This is a genomic window from Aquabacterium sp. T101, assembly GCF_057219775.1.
The window spans coordinates 353,603-368,497 of record NZ_JBXVVZ010000004.1; the positions used below are offsets into that span (position 1 = coordinate 353,603).

Annotated in this window: 12 protein-coding genes; all 12 read right to left on the minus strand. The window is 71.6% G+C overall.

From position 1 onward, the window contains the following. Positions 1-7: 7 nt before the first annotated feature. The 12 genes from AC2EAQ_RS13325 to AC2EAQ_RS13380 all read right to left on the minus strand — a co-directional run bounded on the left by AC2EAQ_RS13325 (position 8) and on the right by AC2EAQ_RS13380 (position 14,888). Positions 8-832, minus strand: a complete 825-nt coding sequence (locus AC2EAQ_RS13325) for a LytR/AlgR family response regulator transcription factor (RefSeq protein WP_484644740.1) — start codon at positions 830-832, stop codon at positions 8-10. Further along, positions 829-1,242 carry a hypothetical protein gene (locus AC2EAQ_RS13330; RefSeq protein WP_484644742.1) on the minus strand — a complete coding sequence of 138 codons (414 nt, stop codon included), beginning with the start codon at positions 1,240-1,242 and terminating at the stop codon, positions 829-831. The genes AC2EAQ_RS13325 and AC2EAQ_RS13330 overlap by 4 nt, the downstream gene beginning before the upstream one ends. Beyond that, positions 1,239-2,705 carry a sensor histidine kinase gene (locus tag AC2EAQ_RS13335; protein WP_484644744.1) on the minus strand — a complete coding sequence of 489 codons (1,467 nt, stop codon included), beginning with the start codon at positions 2,703-2,705 and terminating at the stop codon, positions 1,239-1,241. The genes AC2EAQ_RS13330 and AC2EAQ_RS13335 overlap by 4 nt, the downstream gene beginning before the upstream one ends. A gap of 224 nt (positions 2,706-2,929) precedes the next feature. Further along, positions 2,930-3,121, minus strand: a complete 192-nt coding sequence (locus AC2EAQ_RS13340) for a hypothetical protein (RefSeq protein WP_484644747.1) — start codon at positions 3,119-3,121, stop codon at positions 2,930-2,932. 62 nt (positions 3,122-3,183) lie between these two features. After that, complete coding sequence (locus tag AC2EAQ_RS13345) at positions 3,184-4,113, minus strand: MBL fold metallo-hydrolase (protein WP_484644750.1); 930 nt, start codon at positions 4,111-4,113, stop codon at positions 3,184-3,186. After that, on the minus strand, positions 4,110-6,371 hold the full coding sequence (locus AC2EAQ_RS13350; RefSeq protein WP_484644754.1) for a TRAP transporter large permease: 2,262 nt from the start codon (positions 6,369-6,371) through the stop codon (positions 4,110-4,112). Before AC2EAQ_RS13350 ends, AC2EAQ_RS13345 begins: the two co-directional genes overlap by 4 nt. Next, positions 6,368-6,958, minus strand: a complete 591-nt coding sequence (locus AC2EAQ_RS13355; protein ID WP_484644757.1) for a TRAP transporter small permease subunit — start codon at positions 6,956-6,958, stop codon at positions 6,368-6,370. The genes AC2EAQ_RS13350 and AC2EAQ_RS13355 overlap by 4 nt, the downstream gene beginning before the upstream one ends. A 95-nt stretch (positions 6,959-7,053) precedes the next feature. Then, positions 7,054-8,181, minus strand: coding sequence for a TRAP transporter substrate-binding protein (locus tag AC2EAQ_RS13360; protein WP_484644761.1), 1,128 nt, complete (start codon positions 8,179-8,181; stop codon positions 7,054-7,056). A 137-nt stretch (positions 8,182-8,318) separates the two neighbouring features. Further along, positions 8,319-8,945 carry a response regulator gene (locus AC2EAQ_RS13365; protein WP_484644766.1) on the minus strand — a complete coding sequence of 209 codons (627 nt, stop codon included), beginning with the start codon at positions 8,943-8,945 and terminating at the stop codon, positions 8,319-8,321. A gap of 11 nt (positions 8,946-8,956) precedes the next feature. Continuing rightward, complete coding sequence (locus tag AC2EAQ_RS13370; protein ID WP_484644770.1) at positions 8,957-10,315, minus strand: cache domain-containing protein; 1,359 nt, start codon at positions 10,313-10,315, stop codon at positions 8,957-8,959. Then, the gene (locus AC2EAQ_RS13375; RefSeq protein ID WP_484644774.1) at positions 10,312-11,202 is read right to left on the minus strand and encodes an NUDIX hydrolase; all 891 of its coding nucleotides are present in this window, start codon (positions 11,200-11,202) and stop codon (positions 10,312-10,314) included. The genes AC2EAQ_RS13370 and AC2EAQ_RS13375 overlap by 4 nt, the downstream gene beginning before the upstream one ends. Positions 11,203-11,315: 113 nt before the next feature. Then, positions 11,316-14,888 (minus strand): indolepyruvate ferredoxin oxidoreductase family protein, encoded by a 3,573-nt coding sequence (locus AC2EAQ_RS13380; RefSeq protein ID WP_484644781.1) that lies wholly within the window; start codon positions 14,886-14,888, stop codon positions 11,316-11,318. Between the last annotated feature and the right edge of the window lie 7 nt (positions 14,889-14,895).

A 14,895-nucleotide genomic window follows, 5' to 3' on the forward strand; every position in this document is an offset into this window, starting at 1 on the left:
GGCGACGCTACATGCCCTTGAACAGGCCCAGGTAGCTGCGACTGACCTCGAGCTGCTCCTTGTGGCCCTTCACGGCCACGATCTGGCGCCCGCGGAAGTCGCGCGTGACGCCGGCGATGGCCTTCACGTTGACCAGGGTGGAGCGGTGGATCTGCCAGAACAGCTTCGGGTCGAGCTCGTCCACCAGTTCCTTGATCGGCTTGCGGATCAGCGCTTCCAGGGTGGCGGTCTGCACCCGCGTGTACTTCTCGTCGCTGATGAAGAACAGCACGTCCTCGACCGGGATCATCTGGATCGCCTGGCCGACGCTGGCCTGGATCCACTGCAGGTACTGCGGCGTGCCCGACGGGTTCATGCGGGCGCTGAGCTGGTGCAGCAGCTGCTGCAGCGGCTGCGCGGGCGCCGCGCCGGAGGGCGCCGCATCGCCCGACTCGCGCGCGGCCAGGCGCTGCTGGAGCCGGCCCACGGTGACCGCGAGCCGCTCGCGCTCGGCCGGCTTGAGCACGTAGTCGGCCACGCCCTGCTCGAAGGCTTCCACCGCGTACTGGTCGTAGGCGGTGATGAAGACGATCTCGGGCAGCAGCTCGTCGGCATCGACGTCCATCTGGGCGATCTGCCTGGCCGCTTCCACACCGGTGAGGCCCGGCATGCGGATGTCGAGGAAGACGATGTCGGGCCGGTGCTCGGCCACCAGCGTCACCGCCTCCTGGCCGTTCTTCGCTTCGGCGACGATCTGCAGCTCGGGCCAGGCCTCGGCGAGGCGGGCGCGCAGCTGTTCGCGCATCAGGCGCTCGTCGTCGGCGAGCACCGCGCGGGGCGGGGTCGAGGTCATGCGCCCATTGTCGTCCCGTTCGCGGGTGCCGGAGCGCGCCGCGAGCGCCGCCACAGCCACCACGCCAGCAGGATCACGGGCGACATCGCCACGGCCAGCGCGAGCACGCCCAGGATCAGGCCGAACGCACCCGCCAGCAGCGGCAGCACCACCGACAGCACGATCACCAGCGGCACCACCACCACCACCACGGCGGCGGCCACCAGCAGCCCGATCGACGCCAGGATCCAGTGGCCCACGGTGGCCGGCTGCAGCTGGTCGAGCTCGAAGCGCTCGCCGTCGAGCAGGATCACCGAGCCCTGCGGCAGCAGCTCGGGCAGGCCCCACACGATGAAGGCGCCCAGGGCGAGCGCGACGACGACGACGGCCGCCAGGACGAACCAGGCCAGGCGGGTGAAGAAGGTCTTCATGCGGCGGCTCCCGGGGTGACGGTGCGGTAGGGCACGGCAATGGACACCACCGTGCCGCTGGGCTGGTTCTCGGCCACGGTCACCGACGCGGTGCCGCCGTACAGCAGCTGCAGCCGCTCGCGGATGTTGGCCAGGCCCACGCCGGTGCCGGCGGTGGCGGCCTTGCCGAAGCCCAGCCCGGTGTCGGCCACCACCACCTGCAGCTTGCCGTGCACGATCTCGGCGCGGATGGTCAGCTCGCCGCCCTCGGCCTTGGGCTCCAGGCCGTGCTTGATGGCGTTTTCCACCAGGCTCTGGATCATCATCGGCGGGAACTCGGCCGACAGCAGGCCGTCGGGCACCTCGATGCGCACCTGCAGGCGCTCTTCCATGCGCACCTTCAGGATCTCCAGGTAGGGGCGGATCATCGCCATCTCGCGTCCGAGGTCGCGCGGCGCGCCATGGTTGGCCTCGCGCATGGTGGGCATCGACGCGCGCAGCAGGGCGATCAGGTTGCGCTGCATCTGGCTGGCACGCGGCGGGTCGGTCTCGATCAGGTGGTCGATCGAGGCCAGCGTGTTGAACAGGAAGTGCGGCTCGACCTGGGCCTGCATCGCGGCCATGCGCGCCTCGACCACCTGGCGCTTGAGCTGCTCGCTCTCGGCCACCTCGGTGGCCTGCGCCGCCTCGGCCTGGGCCGTGAGCTGGCGCTTGTAGGTGATCTTCAGGATCACCGAGCAGAAGATCCACAGCAGCGCCAAGTTGGGAAGCACTTCGCCCAGGCTGGTGCGGGTGATGGTGGTGCGCAGGCTGGTGTCGCCGCCGCTGGCCAGTTCCTCGATCGCACGCTCGGCGTCGCGCTTGGCCTCCTCGGCGTCGTGCCGCGCCTGCTCGGCGTCGCGGCGCGCGTCCTCGAGCGCCTCGCGGATGCTGTTGCGCGCCTCTTCCACCGCGCGCCGGACCTCCTCGCTGGTGGCGCCGGGCACCACGATCTGGATGCCCTTTTCGGCCGCGTCGCGCGCCGCCCGCTCGGCCTCGTCGGCCGCCCGCGCCGCGGAGGCGGCGGCTTCGGCGGCCGAGGCGGCAGCGGGTGCCGTGCGCGGCGTGATGCGCACGCCGTGCGAGCCGATGGAGATCTCCACGGACTCTTCGCCCCCAGGGCGGGGCTTCTGGATCTGGATCACGGGCGGATTGCGCTCCCCCGGCGCCTTGGGCGCTGCGGGCGGCTGCGGCGGCGCCGGGGGCTGGACGGCGACCTTGCGGGGCAGCGTCTTCACCTCCTCGGAGATGGTCCAGGTGAAGGGCGGGATGTCCTTCAGGATCGCCGTCACGATCAGCAGCAGCACCGACAGCAGGAAGAACCGCTTCCAGGAGATCGAGACCAGCCAGGTGGCATAGGCGTGGAAGGCGCGCACGACCGGCGCGAAGCGCTCGCCCCAGGTGGGCCTGGGCGTTGCCGCAGTGGAGTGGGAGGGGGTCGACATGGGGTTCGCTCGGAAGATGGCGGCACTGTAGCCACCACGGCCCGGGGCGCGGGGGGGCCGCGCGACCCGGTGCGGCGCCTGACGGACAGGCTGCACCGATGGCCGACGAACCGGAGCGAAGGGATCCCGGGGGAAACCCCGGTGGGCAGGGGCGCCGACGATTCAGGCGCGGGGGTCGGGGCGGCGCACGGGGGGGCCTTTCTGGAACATCGGTGGGACCGTGGTCATGCGAGCAGGCTGCTGGCGGCTGCCAGCGCCACCACGGCCAGCGCGGCGGCCAGCGCCAGCCGCCATAGCAGGGCGCCTTCGTCGGCCGACGGAACGTCGCGCCGCGGGGGGGTCGACCAGGCGCGCCGCTCGGCGCTGCGGTCGTCGGGCTCGATGACGTTGTCGGGGATCATGGGGGGCTCGCTCACGGGTGGGCCCCACTGTCGGCCACCCTCCCGGCAGCGTCATTCCCCCCGAAGAGGGAGCCGGCTCAGGCGTCGTGCACCATTTCGGCGCGGCGGCGCAGGGCGCCGGAGGCCACCAGTTCGTCCACCAGCCGCAGGCCCCAGGCGCCCAGGCCGGCGTCGGGCCCGCCCAGCCGCTCCCAGATGCGCTGCACCAGGGGCGTGGCCTCCCACCAGGCCCGCAGCGCCGGCAAGGCCTGAGCCTGCTCCTCGAGCAGGTGGTACTTGAGCAGCACCTTGGCGCCGTGGCGCAGGTGCCGCGCCGGGTCGGCCCGCCAGCCGGCCAGGCGGCTGTGCGCCCGGGCCAGGGCGTCGTCCACGTCCGAGAACGGCGCGCCGTGGCCCGGGATCACCAGGCGCGGCGCCAGACGCGCGATCTCGTCGAGCACCGCGGCCACGTCGTCGAAGGCCTGCTCGCCGTCGAGTTCGGGGAACACCACGCCGAAGCCGTTGCCCCACAGCGCGTCGGCCGAGACCAGCACGCCGTCGTGCGCGTCGAACAGCACCAGCGAGTGCGGGTCATGCCCCGGCGCGCCGATCGCGGTCCAGGTGCGCCGGCCCACGGTGAACGACTCGCCGGGCCGCAGCACCGCGTCGTGCGCGAAGCGCTCGATGCGCTGGCCGGTGGCGCGGTAGGACAGCGCGTCCTCGTCCCAGCGCGCCACGGCGTCCGCCTCGCCGGGCGGGATCACGATGCCGGCGCCGAACTCGCGCGCCAGCGCGGCATTGCCGCCGCAGTGGTCCGAATGCAGGTGGGTGTTGACCACGCGGGCCAGCCGCGCCCCCGGTGCGAGGGCGTGGCGCACCAGGGCCACCGTCTGCGCCGCGTGCAGGCAGTGGCTGGCGTCCACCAGCACGGCCGGCTCGCCCGGCCCGCCGTGCAGCAGCACGTTGTTCGACGACAGCCACCCGCGCTCGAAGACCGCGAGGCCCTCGGGCACGGCCAGATGCGTCACTTGTAGAGCACCTGCGGCAGCCACATGCCGATGGCCGGGAACTGGTACAGCAGCACGATGGCGATCACCTGGATGCCCATGAACGGCAGCATGCCCGCGAAGATCTGGTTCAGCGTGACATGCGGCGGGCTCACGCCCTTGAGGTAGAAGGCCGCCATCGCCACCGGCGGCGACAGGAACGCGGTCTGCAGGTTCAGCGCCACCAGCAGGCCGAAGAACAGCGGATCGACGCCGAAGTTGTCCAGCAGCGGGATGAAGATCGGCATGAAGATCACGATGATCTCGGTCCACTCAAGCGGCCAGCCGAGGATGAAGATGATCACCTGCGACAGGATCAGGAACTCGGTCTTGGTGAGGTTCATCGACATGACCCACTTCTCGACCAGCTCCTGCCCGCCCAGCAGCGCGAAGGCCGCCGAGAAGATCGCGCTGCCGACGAACAGCCAGCACACCATGGCGCTGGTCTTGGCCGTCAGCAGCACCGACTCCTTGACCTCGGTCTTCAGGTTGGCCTGCAGGTAGGCCGCCAGCGCCCACAGGCCCACGCCGATGGCGCCCGCGGTGCCCAGCAGCATCGGCACCGGCTGCGCGACGAAGCCCTCGCGGTTGAGGATGAACCAGCCGATCGACACCAGCGCCGGCAGCCACAGCACGAACCACAGCCCGAACACCTTGCGCCGTCGTTGCGCGTCGATGCCGCCGCGGCCTCCGAGCACGGCGTACACCGCCGCCAGCAGGTAGCCGCCGAAGGCGCCCACCGCCGCCGCCTCGGTGGGCGTGGCCAGGCCCATGACGATCGAGCCGAGCACGGCCAGGATCAGCACCACCAGCGGGAAGAAGCTGCCCAGCAGCATCTTGAAGATCTCCAGCCGCTGGAAGCTGAGCAGGGCGTAGAAGCCCACCAGGGCCAGGGCGCCGACGCCCACGCCGATCCAGTAGCCGCGGGTGGCCGGCGTGCGCTCGGCCGCGGCGGCGGGGCTGGTCGCGGTCGACGCCTCGGCGCCGGCGGGCGGCTCCCTGACGCCTTCGGCGGCCGCCGCAGGCTCCTTCACGCCCTCGGCACTGGAGGGGGGCTCCTTCACGTCCGAGGCGCCAGGGGGTTCCTTGACGCCTTCGGCGCCAGGGGGCTCCTTCACGTCCGAAGCGCCCGGCGGCTCCTTCACGTCGCCGGCACCGGGGGGCTCCTTGACGCCGCCCTCGTCGGACGGCTCCTTCAGGCCGCCCTCGCTGCCGGGTTCCTGCAGGCCGCCTTCGGCCGTCGGGGTGGCTTCGCCCTGGGACTGCAGCATCTCGGCCGTCGGCGCAGCGTCCACCTCGGCGGGGCGGGTGTTCAGGTGCCAGGACATGAGCGCGACGAAGCCGAACGCCAGCAGCGGCAGCAGCGCCACGCCGAACTGGCGCCGCACGTCGGCCGCGGGCGCACCGGCCACGCGGCCCGACAGGCCCTTGAACAGCGCCGGCAGCGCGAAGTTCGACACCGACGTCGACAGCGCCTGCATCGTCGGCGGCAGCGGCACGAAGCGCTGCTCGGCCGACAGCGGCGGCATCAGGTTGGGCTTGATCTTGGCCAGCACGATCACGTAGACCACATACAGGCCGGCGAGCATCAGGCCGGGGAAGAACGCGCCGGCGTACAGCTGCACCACCGACACGCCGGCGGTGGCGCCGTAGACGATCAGCATCACCGACGGCGGGATCAGGATGCCCAGGCAGCCGCCGGCGGTGATGGCGCCGGCCGAGACCCTGACGTCGTAGCCGCCCTTGAGCATCTGCGGCAGCGCCAGCAGGCCCATCAGCGTGACCACCGCGCCGACGATGCCGGTGGCGGTGGCGAACACGGCGCACGTGAACAGCGTGGCCACCGCCAGCGAGCCCGGCACGCGCGCCAGCGCCAGGTGCAGGCTGCGGAACAGCTTGTCGATCAGGTTCGCGCGCTCGACCAGGTAGCCCATGAACACGAACAGCGGGATCGAGATGAGCACGTCGTTGCCCATCACCTTGAACGCCGACTGCACCATCAGCGTGAGCGTCTTGCCCGAGTCGCGGCCGTAGGCGAGCCACGTGAAGATCATGCCCATGCCCATCAGCGTGAACGCGGTGGGAAAGCCGAGCATGATCGCCACGACCACCAGCGCCAGCATCATCAGGCCGAGGTGGCCGGTGGTGATGGTGGGCGCCATCAGCAGCATCACCGCCGTGCCGGCGATGATCAGCGCCATCAGGGTGAAGCCGAACCAGAGTTCCTTGCGGATCTTCATTTGGTCGGCTCCAGCTTGACGTCGTCGGCGTGCACCATCTCCTTGAGCTTCTCGACGTCGACCTCCTCGACGTCGCGCTCGCGCGAGGGCCACTCGCCGTCACGGATGCACTGGATGCAGCGCACGATCTCGACGATGCCCTGCAGCAGCAGCATGCCGCCGGCCAGGGGGATCGCGAACTTGAACGGGTACAGCGGCAGCGGCGTGGCCGAGAACGTGCTCTCGCGGATGGCCAGCGATTCCTGGGCGTAGGTCCAGCCGGCCCAGGTGAGCGCCACGATGCCGGGCAGGAAGAACAGGATGTAGAGGATCAGGTCGAGCGTGGCCTGCGTGCGGGGCATGAAGAAACCGTAGAGCACGTCGCCGCGCACGTGGCCGTTCTTGGCCAGCGTGTAGGCGCCGGCCATCATGAACAGGGTGCCGTACAGCATGATCTGGGCGTCCAGCGCCCAGTCGTGCGGGTTGTTCAGCACGTAGCGCGAGAAGACCTCCCATGAGATCAGGCAGGTCAGCAAGACGATGAGCCAGGCAAACGCCTGGCCCAGCCAGGTCGACGCGCGGTCGACGGCGAGCAGCAGGTTCTTCATGGGGGTCCTGGGGAAGCGGCTGCCGCGGCGCGGTGACGGCCGCGGCAGCGCTCCCGGTCATGGGCAGCGGCGGCGCCGCTGCCGGGGTGGCTCGATCAGGCCTTCTTCGCGGGGGCGCGGAAGTAGCGGTTCCACGCCATCTTGAAGTCGACCGTGTAGTCGTTCTGCCACTGGCCCGCGCGCTCGGCGAAGACCTTCTGGCTGTCGAGCACCTTCTTGAACAGCGGGTTCGCGGTGGCCTTCTCGGCGATCACCTTGTCCCACGCATCGAGCTGTGCGCGCAGCACGGCGTCGGGCGTCTTGTAGAAGTTGATCTTGGCCTTCTTCAGCTCGATGTAGTCCTTCGAGTTGCGGTCGATGGCCTTCCAGCTCATGTCGGCCGAGGCGGCCTGCACGGCGTAGTCGATCACCGACTTCAGCTCGGCGGGCAGCGCGTCGTACTTGCCCTTGTTGAACAGGATCTCGAACTGCTCGCCGCTCTGGTGGAAGCTCTGCAGCATGCAGTTCTTGACCACGTCGGGGAAGCCGAGCAGGCGGTCGGACGAGGCGTTGTTGAACTCGGCCGCGTCGATCAGGCCGCGGTCCAGCGCCGGCACGATCTCGCCGCCGGGCAGCGGGTTGACGGCGGTGCCCAGCTCCTTGAACACGTCGACCGCCAGGCCCACGGTGCGGAACTTCAGGCCCTTCATGTCGGCCACCTTGGCCACCGGCTTCTTGAACCAGCCCAGCGGCTGCGTGGGCATCGGGCCGTACAGGAAGGACACCACGTCCATCGACAGCGACTTGTAGATCTCGTCGAGCAGCGCCTTGCCGCCGCCGTAGTTGTGCCAGGCCAGGACCATGTTCGGGTCCATGCCGTAGGCCGGGCCGGAACCCCACAGCGCCAGCGCCGTGTTCTTGCCGTAGTGGTAGGCCACCACGCCATGGCCGCCGTCGAGCGTGCCCTTGTTCACCGCGTCGAGCAACTGGAACGCCGGCACCACCGCGCCGGAAGGCAGCACCTCGATCTTCAGGCGGTTGCCCGCCATGTCGTTGACCTTCTTGGCGAAGTCGTTGGCGTACTCGTGGAAGATGTCCTTGGTCGGCCAGGTGCTCTGGAAGCGCAGCGTCGCGGTCTGGGCGCGGCTGATGGCCGGTGCGGCCAGGGCGCCGGTGGCGACGGCGGCGGTGGAGGCCGCCTTGAGGAACTTGCGGCGGCGGGGTGCGTTGTCGGCGAGGCTCATGGGGTCTCCTGAGTAGTGCGGGTAATGCGACGCCGTAGCGTTCGGCGCCATCAAGCAATGTGGCAGGCTGGCCGGTGCGGGGCATCGGGATTTGCGCCTGCGTGTGGACACGGAGGCGACCCCGATCGCGCCAAGGGTTAACCCCTGGGCTTGCGTCGTTCGACCGCGTAGCGCACCAGCGCGGCCGGGCTGCCGAGGTCGAGCTTGCGGCGCAGGTTGGTGCGGTGCGTCTCCACGGTGCGCACGCCCATCGCCAGGCGCTCGCCGATCTCGCGGCTGGACAGGCCCTCGGCGATCAGCGCCAGCACCTCGCGCTCGCGCGGGGTCAGCGCGTCGCCGCCCTCGGCCGCGATGCCCGCCGACAGGTGCCGCCCGCCCGCCATCACGGTGCGGATGGCCTGCACGATTTCGTCGGCCGGCCGGTCCTTGAGCACGTAGCCGCGGGCGCCGGCCTCGATGGCCTCGCGCACGTACTCGGCGTTGTCGTACATGGACAGCACCAGCACCTTCAGCGCCGGCATCTCGCGCACCAGCTGGCGCGTCGCCTCGATGCCGTTGACGCCCTTCATGCCCACGTCCATCAGCACCAGGTCCGGCGTGGCGCGGCGCGCGGCGTCCAGCGCCTGGGCCGCGTCGTCGGCCTCGGCCACCACGGTCAGGCCCGGCACCGCTTCCAGGCGCACGCGCAGGCCGTCGCGCACCAGCGGATGGTCGTCCACCAGCATCAGGCGCACGGGTCCGGGGGTCGGGGGGGTGTCGTCCATGGGCTCGGGGATCAGGCCAGCGCGGCGTCGCGGAAGGTGGCGCGCAGCACCGTGCCCTGGGCGCCCGACTCGAGCGCGAAATGGCCGCCGAGCGACTCGATGCGCTCGCGCATGTGCGTCAGGCCGAGACCCGCGCGCGGCGAGCGCTGCACCGCCTGGGTGTCGAAGCCGCGGCCGTCGTCGGCGATCTCCAGGCGCAGGGCTCCGTCGCCGCGCCGCAGGCTCAGCCGCACCTGCGATGCGCCGGCATGGCTTTCCACGTTGCCCAGCGCCTCCTGGGCGACGCGGAACAACGCCGTGGCCACGGCCTCCGGCACCTCGCCGGCGTCGCTGCACTCCGCCGTCACGGCCACGCCGCTGCGCTGCTGCCATTCGCCGGCCAGGTGCTCCAGCGCGCGCGCCAGGCCGAGGTGGTCCAGCAGCGCCGGCCGCAGGTCGTGCGAGATGCGGCGCACCTCGCCCAGCACCTCGCGCAGCCGCTCCACGCCGCCTTCGAGCGTGGCCGTCACCGCCGGGCTGGCCTGCGCCTGCCGGGCCTGGTCGAGCGCCGACTCGAACACGAACTTCACCGACACCAGCCACTGGCTCACGCCGTCGTGCAGCTCGCGCGCGACGCGGGCGCGCTCGTCCTCCTGCGACATGACGATCTGGCGCGCCATCGCGCGCAGCCGGGCGTCGGCCTTGCGCTGCTCGTTCAGGTTCACCGCCAGGGCCAGCGCCACCACCGCCAGCGTGGTCAGCAGCGTGATCGCGCCGATGCGCGACAGCGTGTCCACCACGGCGTCGGAGGTGGCCTCGGCAATGCGGCGCCGCGCGCGCTCGGGCTCGTCGACGTAGGTGCCGGTGCCGATCATCCATTCCCATCCGGCGATCGGCTCCACGTAGCCGAGCTTGGCCTCGGTCTGGCCGGTGCTCGGTCGCGACCACTCGTACTCGACGTAGCCGCCGCCGGAGCGCGCCTGGTCGAGCAGCTTGCGGATCGGGTAGCCGCCGTGCCGGTCGCGCAGGTCGAGCAGGTTGCGGCCCTGCAGCTGCGGCTGGCGCGGATAGAGCAGGTTGGTGCCGTCGAACGCGTAGACGAAGAAGTAGCCGTCGTGGCCGAACTCCAGCCGCTTCAGGATCGCCAGCGCCTGCTGCTGCGCGGGCGGGTCGGGCATGCCGTCGCGCACGAGGTGCACGATCGAGCTGCGCGCCAGGTTCACATAGCTCTGCAGCTCGGCCTTGCGCGCGGCCAGCAGCACCGGCTCCACCGCGGCCAGGTGCAGGCCGGCCAGCACCTGCGCGCGCTGCGCCACCACCCAGGCCACCGCCGCGCTGGCCAGCACCAGCGGCAGCAGCGCGATCAGCACCAGGGCCCAGCGCAGCCTCATCGCGGTACGTGTCGCAGCGGCGCGATGGCGGCGGCCAGCGCCGGGGCCTCGGCGGCGCCGGCCAGGCCGTGGCGCAGCGCGAAGTCCAGCGTCACCAGCGCGGCGTCGACCGTCATCTCGCCGGCCGCCGCCAGGTCCAGCGCCTCGGCCACCGGCCGCAGCGCCAGCTCCGCCACCTCGCCGTCCTGGTTCACCGGCACCACCCCCGGCGCGAGCTGCAGGTCGAACGTGTGAAGGTGCTCGTGCATGAAGCCCTCGGCGATGTCGCAGGCCAGCGCGATCACGCTGCCGGGCACCGCGCGGCGCACCGTGGCCGCGTCGAGGCCGGCCTCCTCGTGGCCTTCGCGCACCAGCGTCTCGAACGGGCTCTGGCCGTGCGGCACGCCGCCACCGATGAGGTTGTCGAGCTTGCCGGGGTCGGTGGCCTTGGTCCAGGCGCGGCGCGCCACCCACAGGTGCGCCGGGCGGCCGTCCGGGCCCGCAACCCAGCCGTTGCAGTGCGCGCCGAAGGTCAGCGTGCCCCAGAAGCGCGACGACGCGCGCTCGATCAGCGCCAGCGGCGGCTGCCCGGGCGCGGCCACGATGGCGTAGGTCTCGTCGCGCCACGCGCGCACCAGGCCGTCGGCGCGCAGCGCGGCGTTCACCTGCGCCAGCGCCGCGTCGCGCGCACCGGGCGCGGCATGCAGGTGCAGGCCCGTCGCGTCGCGGGCGAACCACTGCGGCCAGCGCGAGAGCGCGTCGAGGTGGGCGTCGGCCACCGAGCCGACGCGGGTGCCGTCGATCAGGAACGCGGTGCGCGGCACGAGGCGCCGGCGGCCGTCGGCCAGCGCCGGCCATCGGCCGGGCATCGGGTCGGAGGCGTGCGAAGCGTGGGGCGCGGCGGACATGGCCGCGATGCTGCCATGAAGCCGGCGCCGCCCGGCCCCGGGGTCACGCCCGGCGCGGGCCCGGGCGCCGCCGGGCCCTCATCCGCGAGGCCCGGCCTGCTGCCGGGCCGTGGTCAGGCCGCCCGCGCCGTGGTCGCGTCCGCCTGGCGCCACTGCGCCATCAGCGCGTCCCAGCGCTGCCGCGCCGCTGCGAGGTGGCGCGCCTTCACGTGGCCGTAGCCGCGGATGTCCTCGGGAATCGACGCGATCTCCACCGCCTGCGCGAGACGGGCGGCGTCCAGCCGCGCCAGCAGCTCGTCGACCGTGGCGCGGTACTGGCCGATCAGCTCGCGCTCGGTGCGGCGCTCCTCGGTGCGGCCGAAGGGGTCGAGCGCGCTGCCGCGCAGGCCCTTGAGCCGTGCCAGCAGCGCGAACGCGCTGCGCATCCAGGGACCGAAGGGCCGCTTGACCAGCTCGCCCTGCGCATTGCGGCGCGCGAAGGCCGGCGGCGCCAGGTGGTGCACCAGCCGGTAGTCGCCTTCGAACATCGACGCCACCTTGGCCGTGAAGGCCGGGTCGGTGTGCAGGCGCGCCACCTCGTACTCGTCCTTGTAGGCCATCAGCTTGAACAGGTAGCGCGCCACCGTCTCGGCCAGGCGGGTGCTGCCCAGCGGCGCCTCGGCCGCGCGCACGCGGTCGACGAAGGCGCGGTACTGCGCCGCATACGCCGCGTCCTGGTAGCCGGTGAGGAACTCGACGCGCCGCGCCACCATCTCGTCGAGCGAGGGCTTGCGCACGAACTCGATCACCTGCGCCGCCTGGTAGATCGCCTGCACCGACGCGAGGTCGTGCGCGCAGCGCCGGCCCCATTCGAAGGCGGCCTTGTTGTTGTCCACCTGCACGCCGTTGAGTTCCATCGCGCGCATCAGCGACGCATGGGTCAGCGGGATGCGGCCCTTCTGCCACGCGTAGCCCAGCAGCAGCGGGTTGGTGTAGATCGAGTCGCCCAGCAGCTGCAGCGCGGCCTGCTCGGCGTCGAAGGCGCCCACCAGGGCCTCGCCCACGCTGCCCTTGATCGCGGACTCGCACTGCGACGCCGGGAACTGCCAGTCGGCATTGCGCACGAAGGCGGCCGTGGGCGTGGCGTGCGTGTTCAGCGCCACGAAGGTGCGGCCGGACTGCATCGCCGACAGCGTGGCCTTGCTGGCGCCGACGATGGAGTCGCAGGCGATCACGAGGTCGGCCTTGGCGGTGTCGACCTTGGTGGTGAAGATGGCCTCCGGCCGGTTGGCGATCTGCACGTGGCTCCAGGTGGCGCCGCCCTTCTGGGCCAGCCCGCCGGCGTCCTGCGTCACGACGCCGCGGCCTTCCATGTGCGCGGCCATGCCCAGGATCTGGCCGATGGTGATGACGCCCGTGCCGCCGACGCCGCCCACCACGATGCCCCAGGCCTGCTCGGCCACCGGCAGGGTCGGCTCGGGCAGCGCCGGCAGGCCGGCCAGGCTGCCCTTGGTCTCCTTCTTCGGCTTCCTCAGCTGCCCGCCCTCGACGGTGACGAAGCTCGGGCAGAAGCCCTTCACGCAGGAGTAGTCCTTGTTGCAGGTGCTCTGGTTGATGCGGCGCTTGCGCCCGAACTCGGTGGCCACCGGCTCGACCGACAGGCAGTTGCTCTGCACGCCGCAGTCGCCGCAGCCCTCGCACACCAGCTCGTTGATGACCACGCGCTTGTCGGGCTCGGCCATGGTGCCGCGCTTGCGCCGGCGCCGCTTCTCGGTGGCGCAGGTCTGGTCGTAGAGGATCACCGTGGTGCCGGCGATCTCGCGGAACTGGCGCTGGATCGCGTCGAGCTCGTCGCGATGGTGCACCGTGACCCCGGGCGACAGCGCGACGCCCTCGTACTTCTCGGGCTGGTCGCTGACGATGACGAGCTTGCGCACGCCCTCGGAGACGAGGCTGGCCATGATCTGCAGCACCGAGTGGCCCTCGGGACGCTCGCCCACGCGCTGGCCGCCGGTCATCGCCACGGCGTCGTTGTAGAGCACCTTGTAGGTGATGTTCACGCCCGCGGCGATGCTCTGCCGGATGGCCAGGATGCCGCTGTGGAAGTAGGTGCCGTCGCCGAGGTTGGCGAAGATGTGGCGGTCGGTCGTGAACGGCGACTGGCCGACCCAGGACACGCCCTCGCCGCCCATCTGCGAGAAGGTGTCGGTGCTTCGGTCCATCCACACCGCCATGTAGTGGCAGCCGATGCCGGCCACGGCACGGCTGCCCTCGGGCACACGGGTGCTGGTGTTGTGCGGGCAGCCGGAGCAGAACCACGGCGCGCGTTCGCCGGTGCCGGTCTTCATCGCGGCCAGCTCGCGCTCGCGCGACTCGATCACCGCGATGCGCGCGTTCATGCGCGCGGCGATCTCGCTGCCCGCGGGCGCCAGGCCCAGCTTCATCAGCCGCTTGGCGATCGCCTTGGCGATGATCGCCGGCGTCAGGTCGGCCTTGGCGCGCAGCAGCCACATGTCGCTCGGGTTGGCCCGGCTCCACTCGCCGCCGGTGGCGTCGCCCTCGGGCTCGTCGAACTTGCCCAGCACGTTGGGCCGCACGTCGGGGCGCCAGTTGTACAGCTCCTCCTTGAGCTGGTACTCGATGACCTGGCGCTTCTCCTCGACGACGAGGATCTCCTGCAGGCCCTGCGCGAAGTCGCGCGTGATGGTGGCTTCCAGCGGCCACACCACGTTGACCTTGTGCAGCCGGATGCCCACCGCGCGGCAGGTCGCGTCGTCCAGGCCGAGATCGGCCAGCGCCTGGCGCGTGTCGTTGTAGGCCTTGCCGCTGGCGATGATGCCGAAGCGGTCGTTCGGGCCCTCGATCACGTTGTGGTTCAGGCGGTTGGCGCGCACGTAGGCCAGCGCCGCGTACCACTTGTAGTCCATCAGCCGCGCTTCCTGCTCCAGCGGCGCGTCGGGCCAGCGGATGTGCAGGCCGCCCGGCGGCATCTCGAAGTCCTGCGGCAGCACGATGCGCACGCGGTCGGGGTCCACCGAGACCGACGACGACGACTCCACCACCTCCTGGATCGTCTTCATGCCGGTCCACAGGCCCGAGTAGCGCGACAGCGCGAAGGCGTGCAGGCCCATGTCGAGGATGCCCTGCACGTCGGACGGGAAGAAGGTCGGGAAGCCCGCGGCCTTGAAGACATGGTCGCTCTGGTGCGGCGCAGTGGAGCTCTTGGCCACGTGGTCGTCGGCGGCGATGGCGATCACGCCGCCGTGGCGCGCGGTGCCGGCCATGTTGGCGTGCTTGAACACGTCCACGCTGCGGTCCACGCCCGGGCCCTTGCCGTACCAGATGCCGAACACGCCGTCGTACTTCTTCGACTGCGGATGCAGGTCGAGCTGCTGCGTGCCCCACACCGCGGTGGCGCCCAGCTCCTCGTTGACGCCGGGCTGGAACACGATGTGCTGCGCCTCGAGGTGCTTCTTCGCCGCCCACAGCGCCTGGTCGTAGCCGCCGAGCGGGCTGCCGCGGTAGCCGGAGATGAAGCCCGCGGTGTTCAGGCCGGCGGCCACGTCGCGCGCGCGCTGCAGCATCGGCAGCCGCACCAGCGCCTGCACGCCGCTCATGAAGGCGCGGCCCCGGTCCAGCGTGTACTTGTCGTCCAGCGTCGCGCTTTCCAGCGCCTTGCGGACCGACTCGGGCAGGGGTGCGTTCATGCGCGGC

Bases quoted from the DNA above. Each gene is read 5' to 3' on its own strand.
- AC2EAQ_RS13325 (WP_484644740.1), bottom strand. From the start codon at position 832: ATGACCTCGACCCCGCCCCGCGCGGTGCTCGCCGACGACGAGCGCCTG.
- AC2EAQ_RS13365 (WP_484644766.1), bottom strand. From the start codon at position 8,945: ATGGACGACACCCCCCCGACCCCCGGACCCGTGCGCCTGATGCTGGTG.
- AC2EAQ_RS13370 (WP_484644770.1), bottom strand. From the start codon at position 10,315: ATGAGGCTGCGCTGGGCCCTGGTGCTGATCGCGCTGCTGCCGCTGGTG.
- AC2EAQ_RS13380 (WP_484644781.1), bottom strand. From the start codon at position 14,888: ATGAACGCACCCCTGCCCGAGTCGGTCCGCAAGGCGCTGGAAAGCGCG.
- AC2EAQ_RS13375 (WP_484644774.1), bottom strand. From the start codon at position 11,202: ATGTCCGCCGCGCCCCACGCTTCGCACGCCTCCGACCCGATGCCCGGC.
- AC2EAQ_RS13355 (WP_484644757.1), bottom strand. From the start codon at position 6,958: ATGAAGAACCTGCTGCTCGCCGTCGACCGCGCGTCGACCTGGCTGGGC.
- AC2EAQ_RS13330 (WP_484644742.1), bottom strand. From the start codon at position 1,242: ATGAAGACCTTCTTCACCCGCCTGGCCTGGTTCGTCCTGGCGGCCGTC.
- AC2EAQ_RS13350 (WP_484644754.1), bottom strand. From the start codon at position 6,371: ATGAAGATCCGCAAGGAACTCTGGTTCGGCTTCACCCTGATGGCGCTG.
- AC2EAQ_RS13360 (WP_484644761.1), bottom strand. From the start codon at position 8,181: ATGAGCCTCGCCGACAACGCACCCCGCCGCCGCAAGTTCCTCAAGGCG.
- AC2EAQ_RS13335 (WP_484644744.1), bottom strand. From the start codon at position 2,705: ATGTCGACCCCCTCCCACTCCACTGCGGCAACGCCCAGGCCCACCTGG.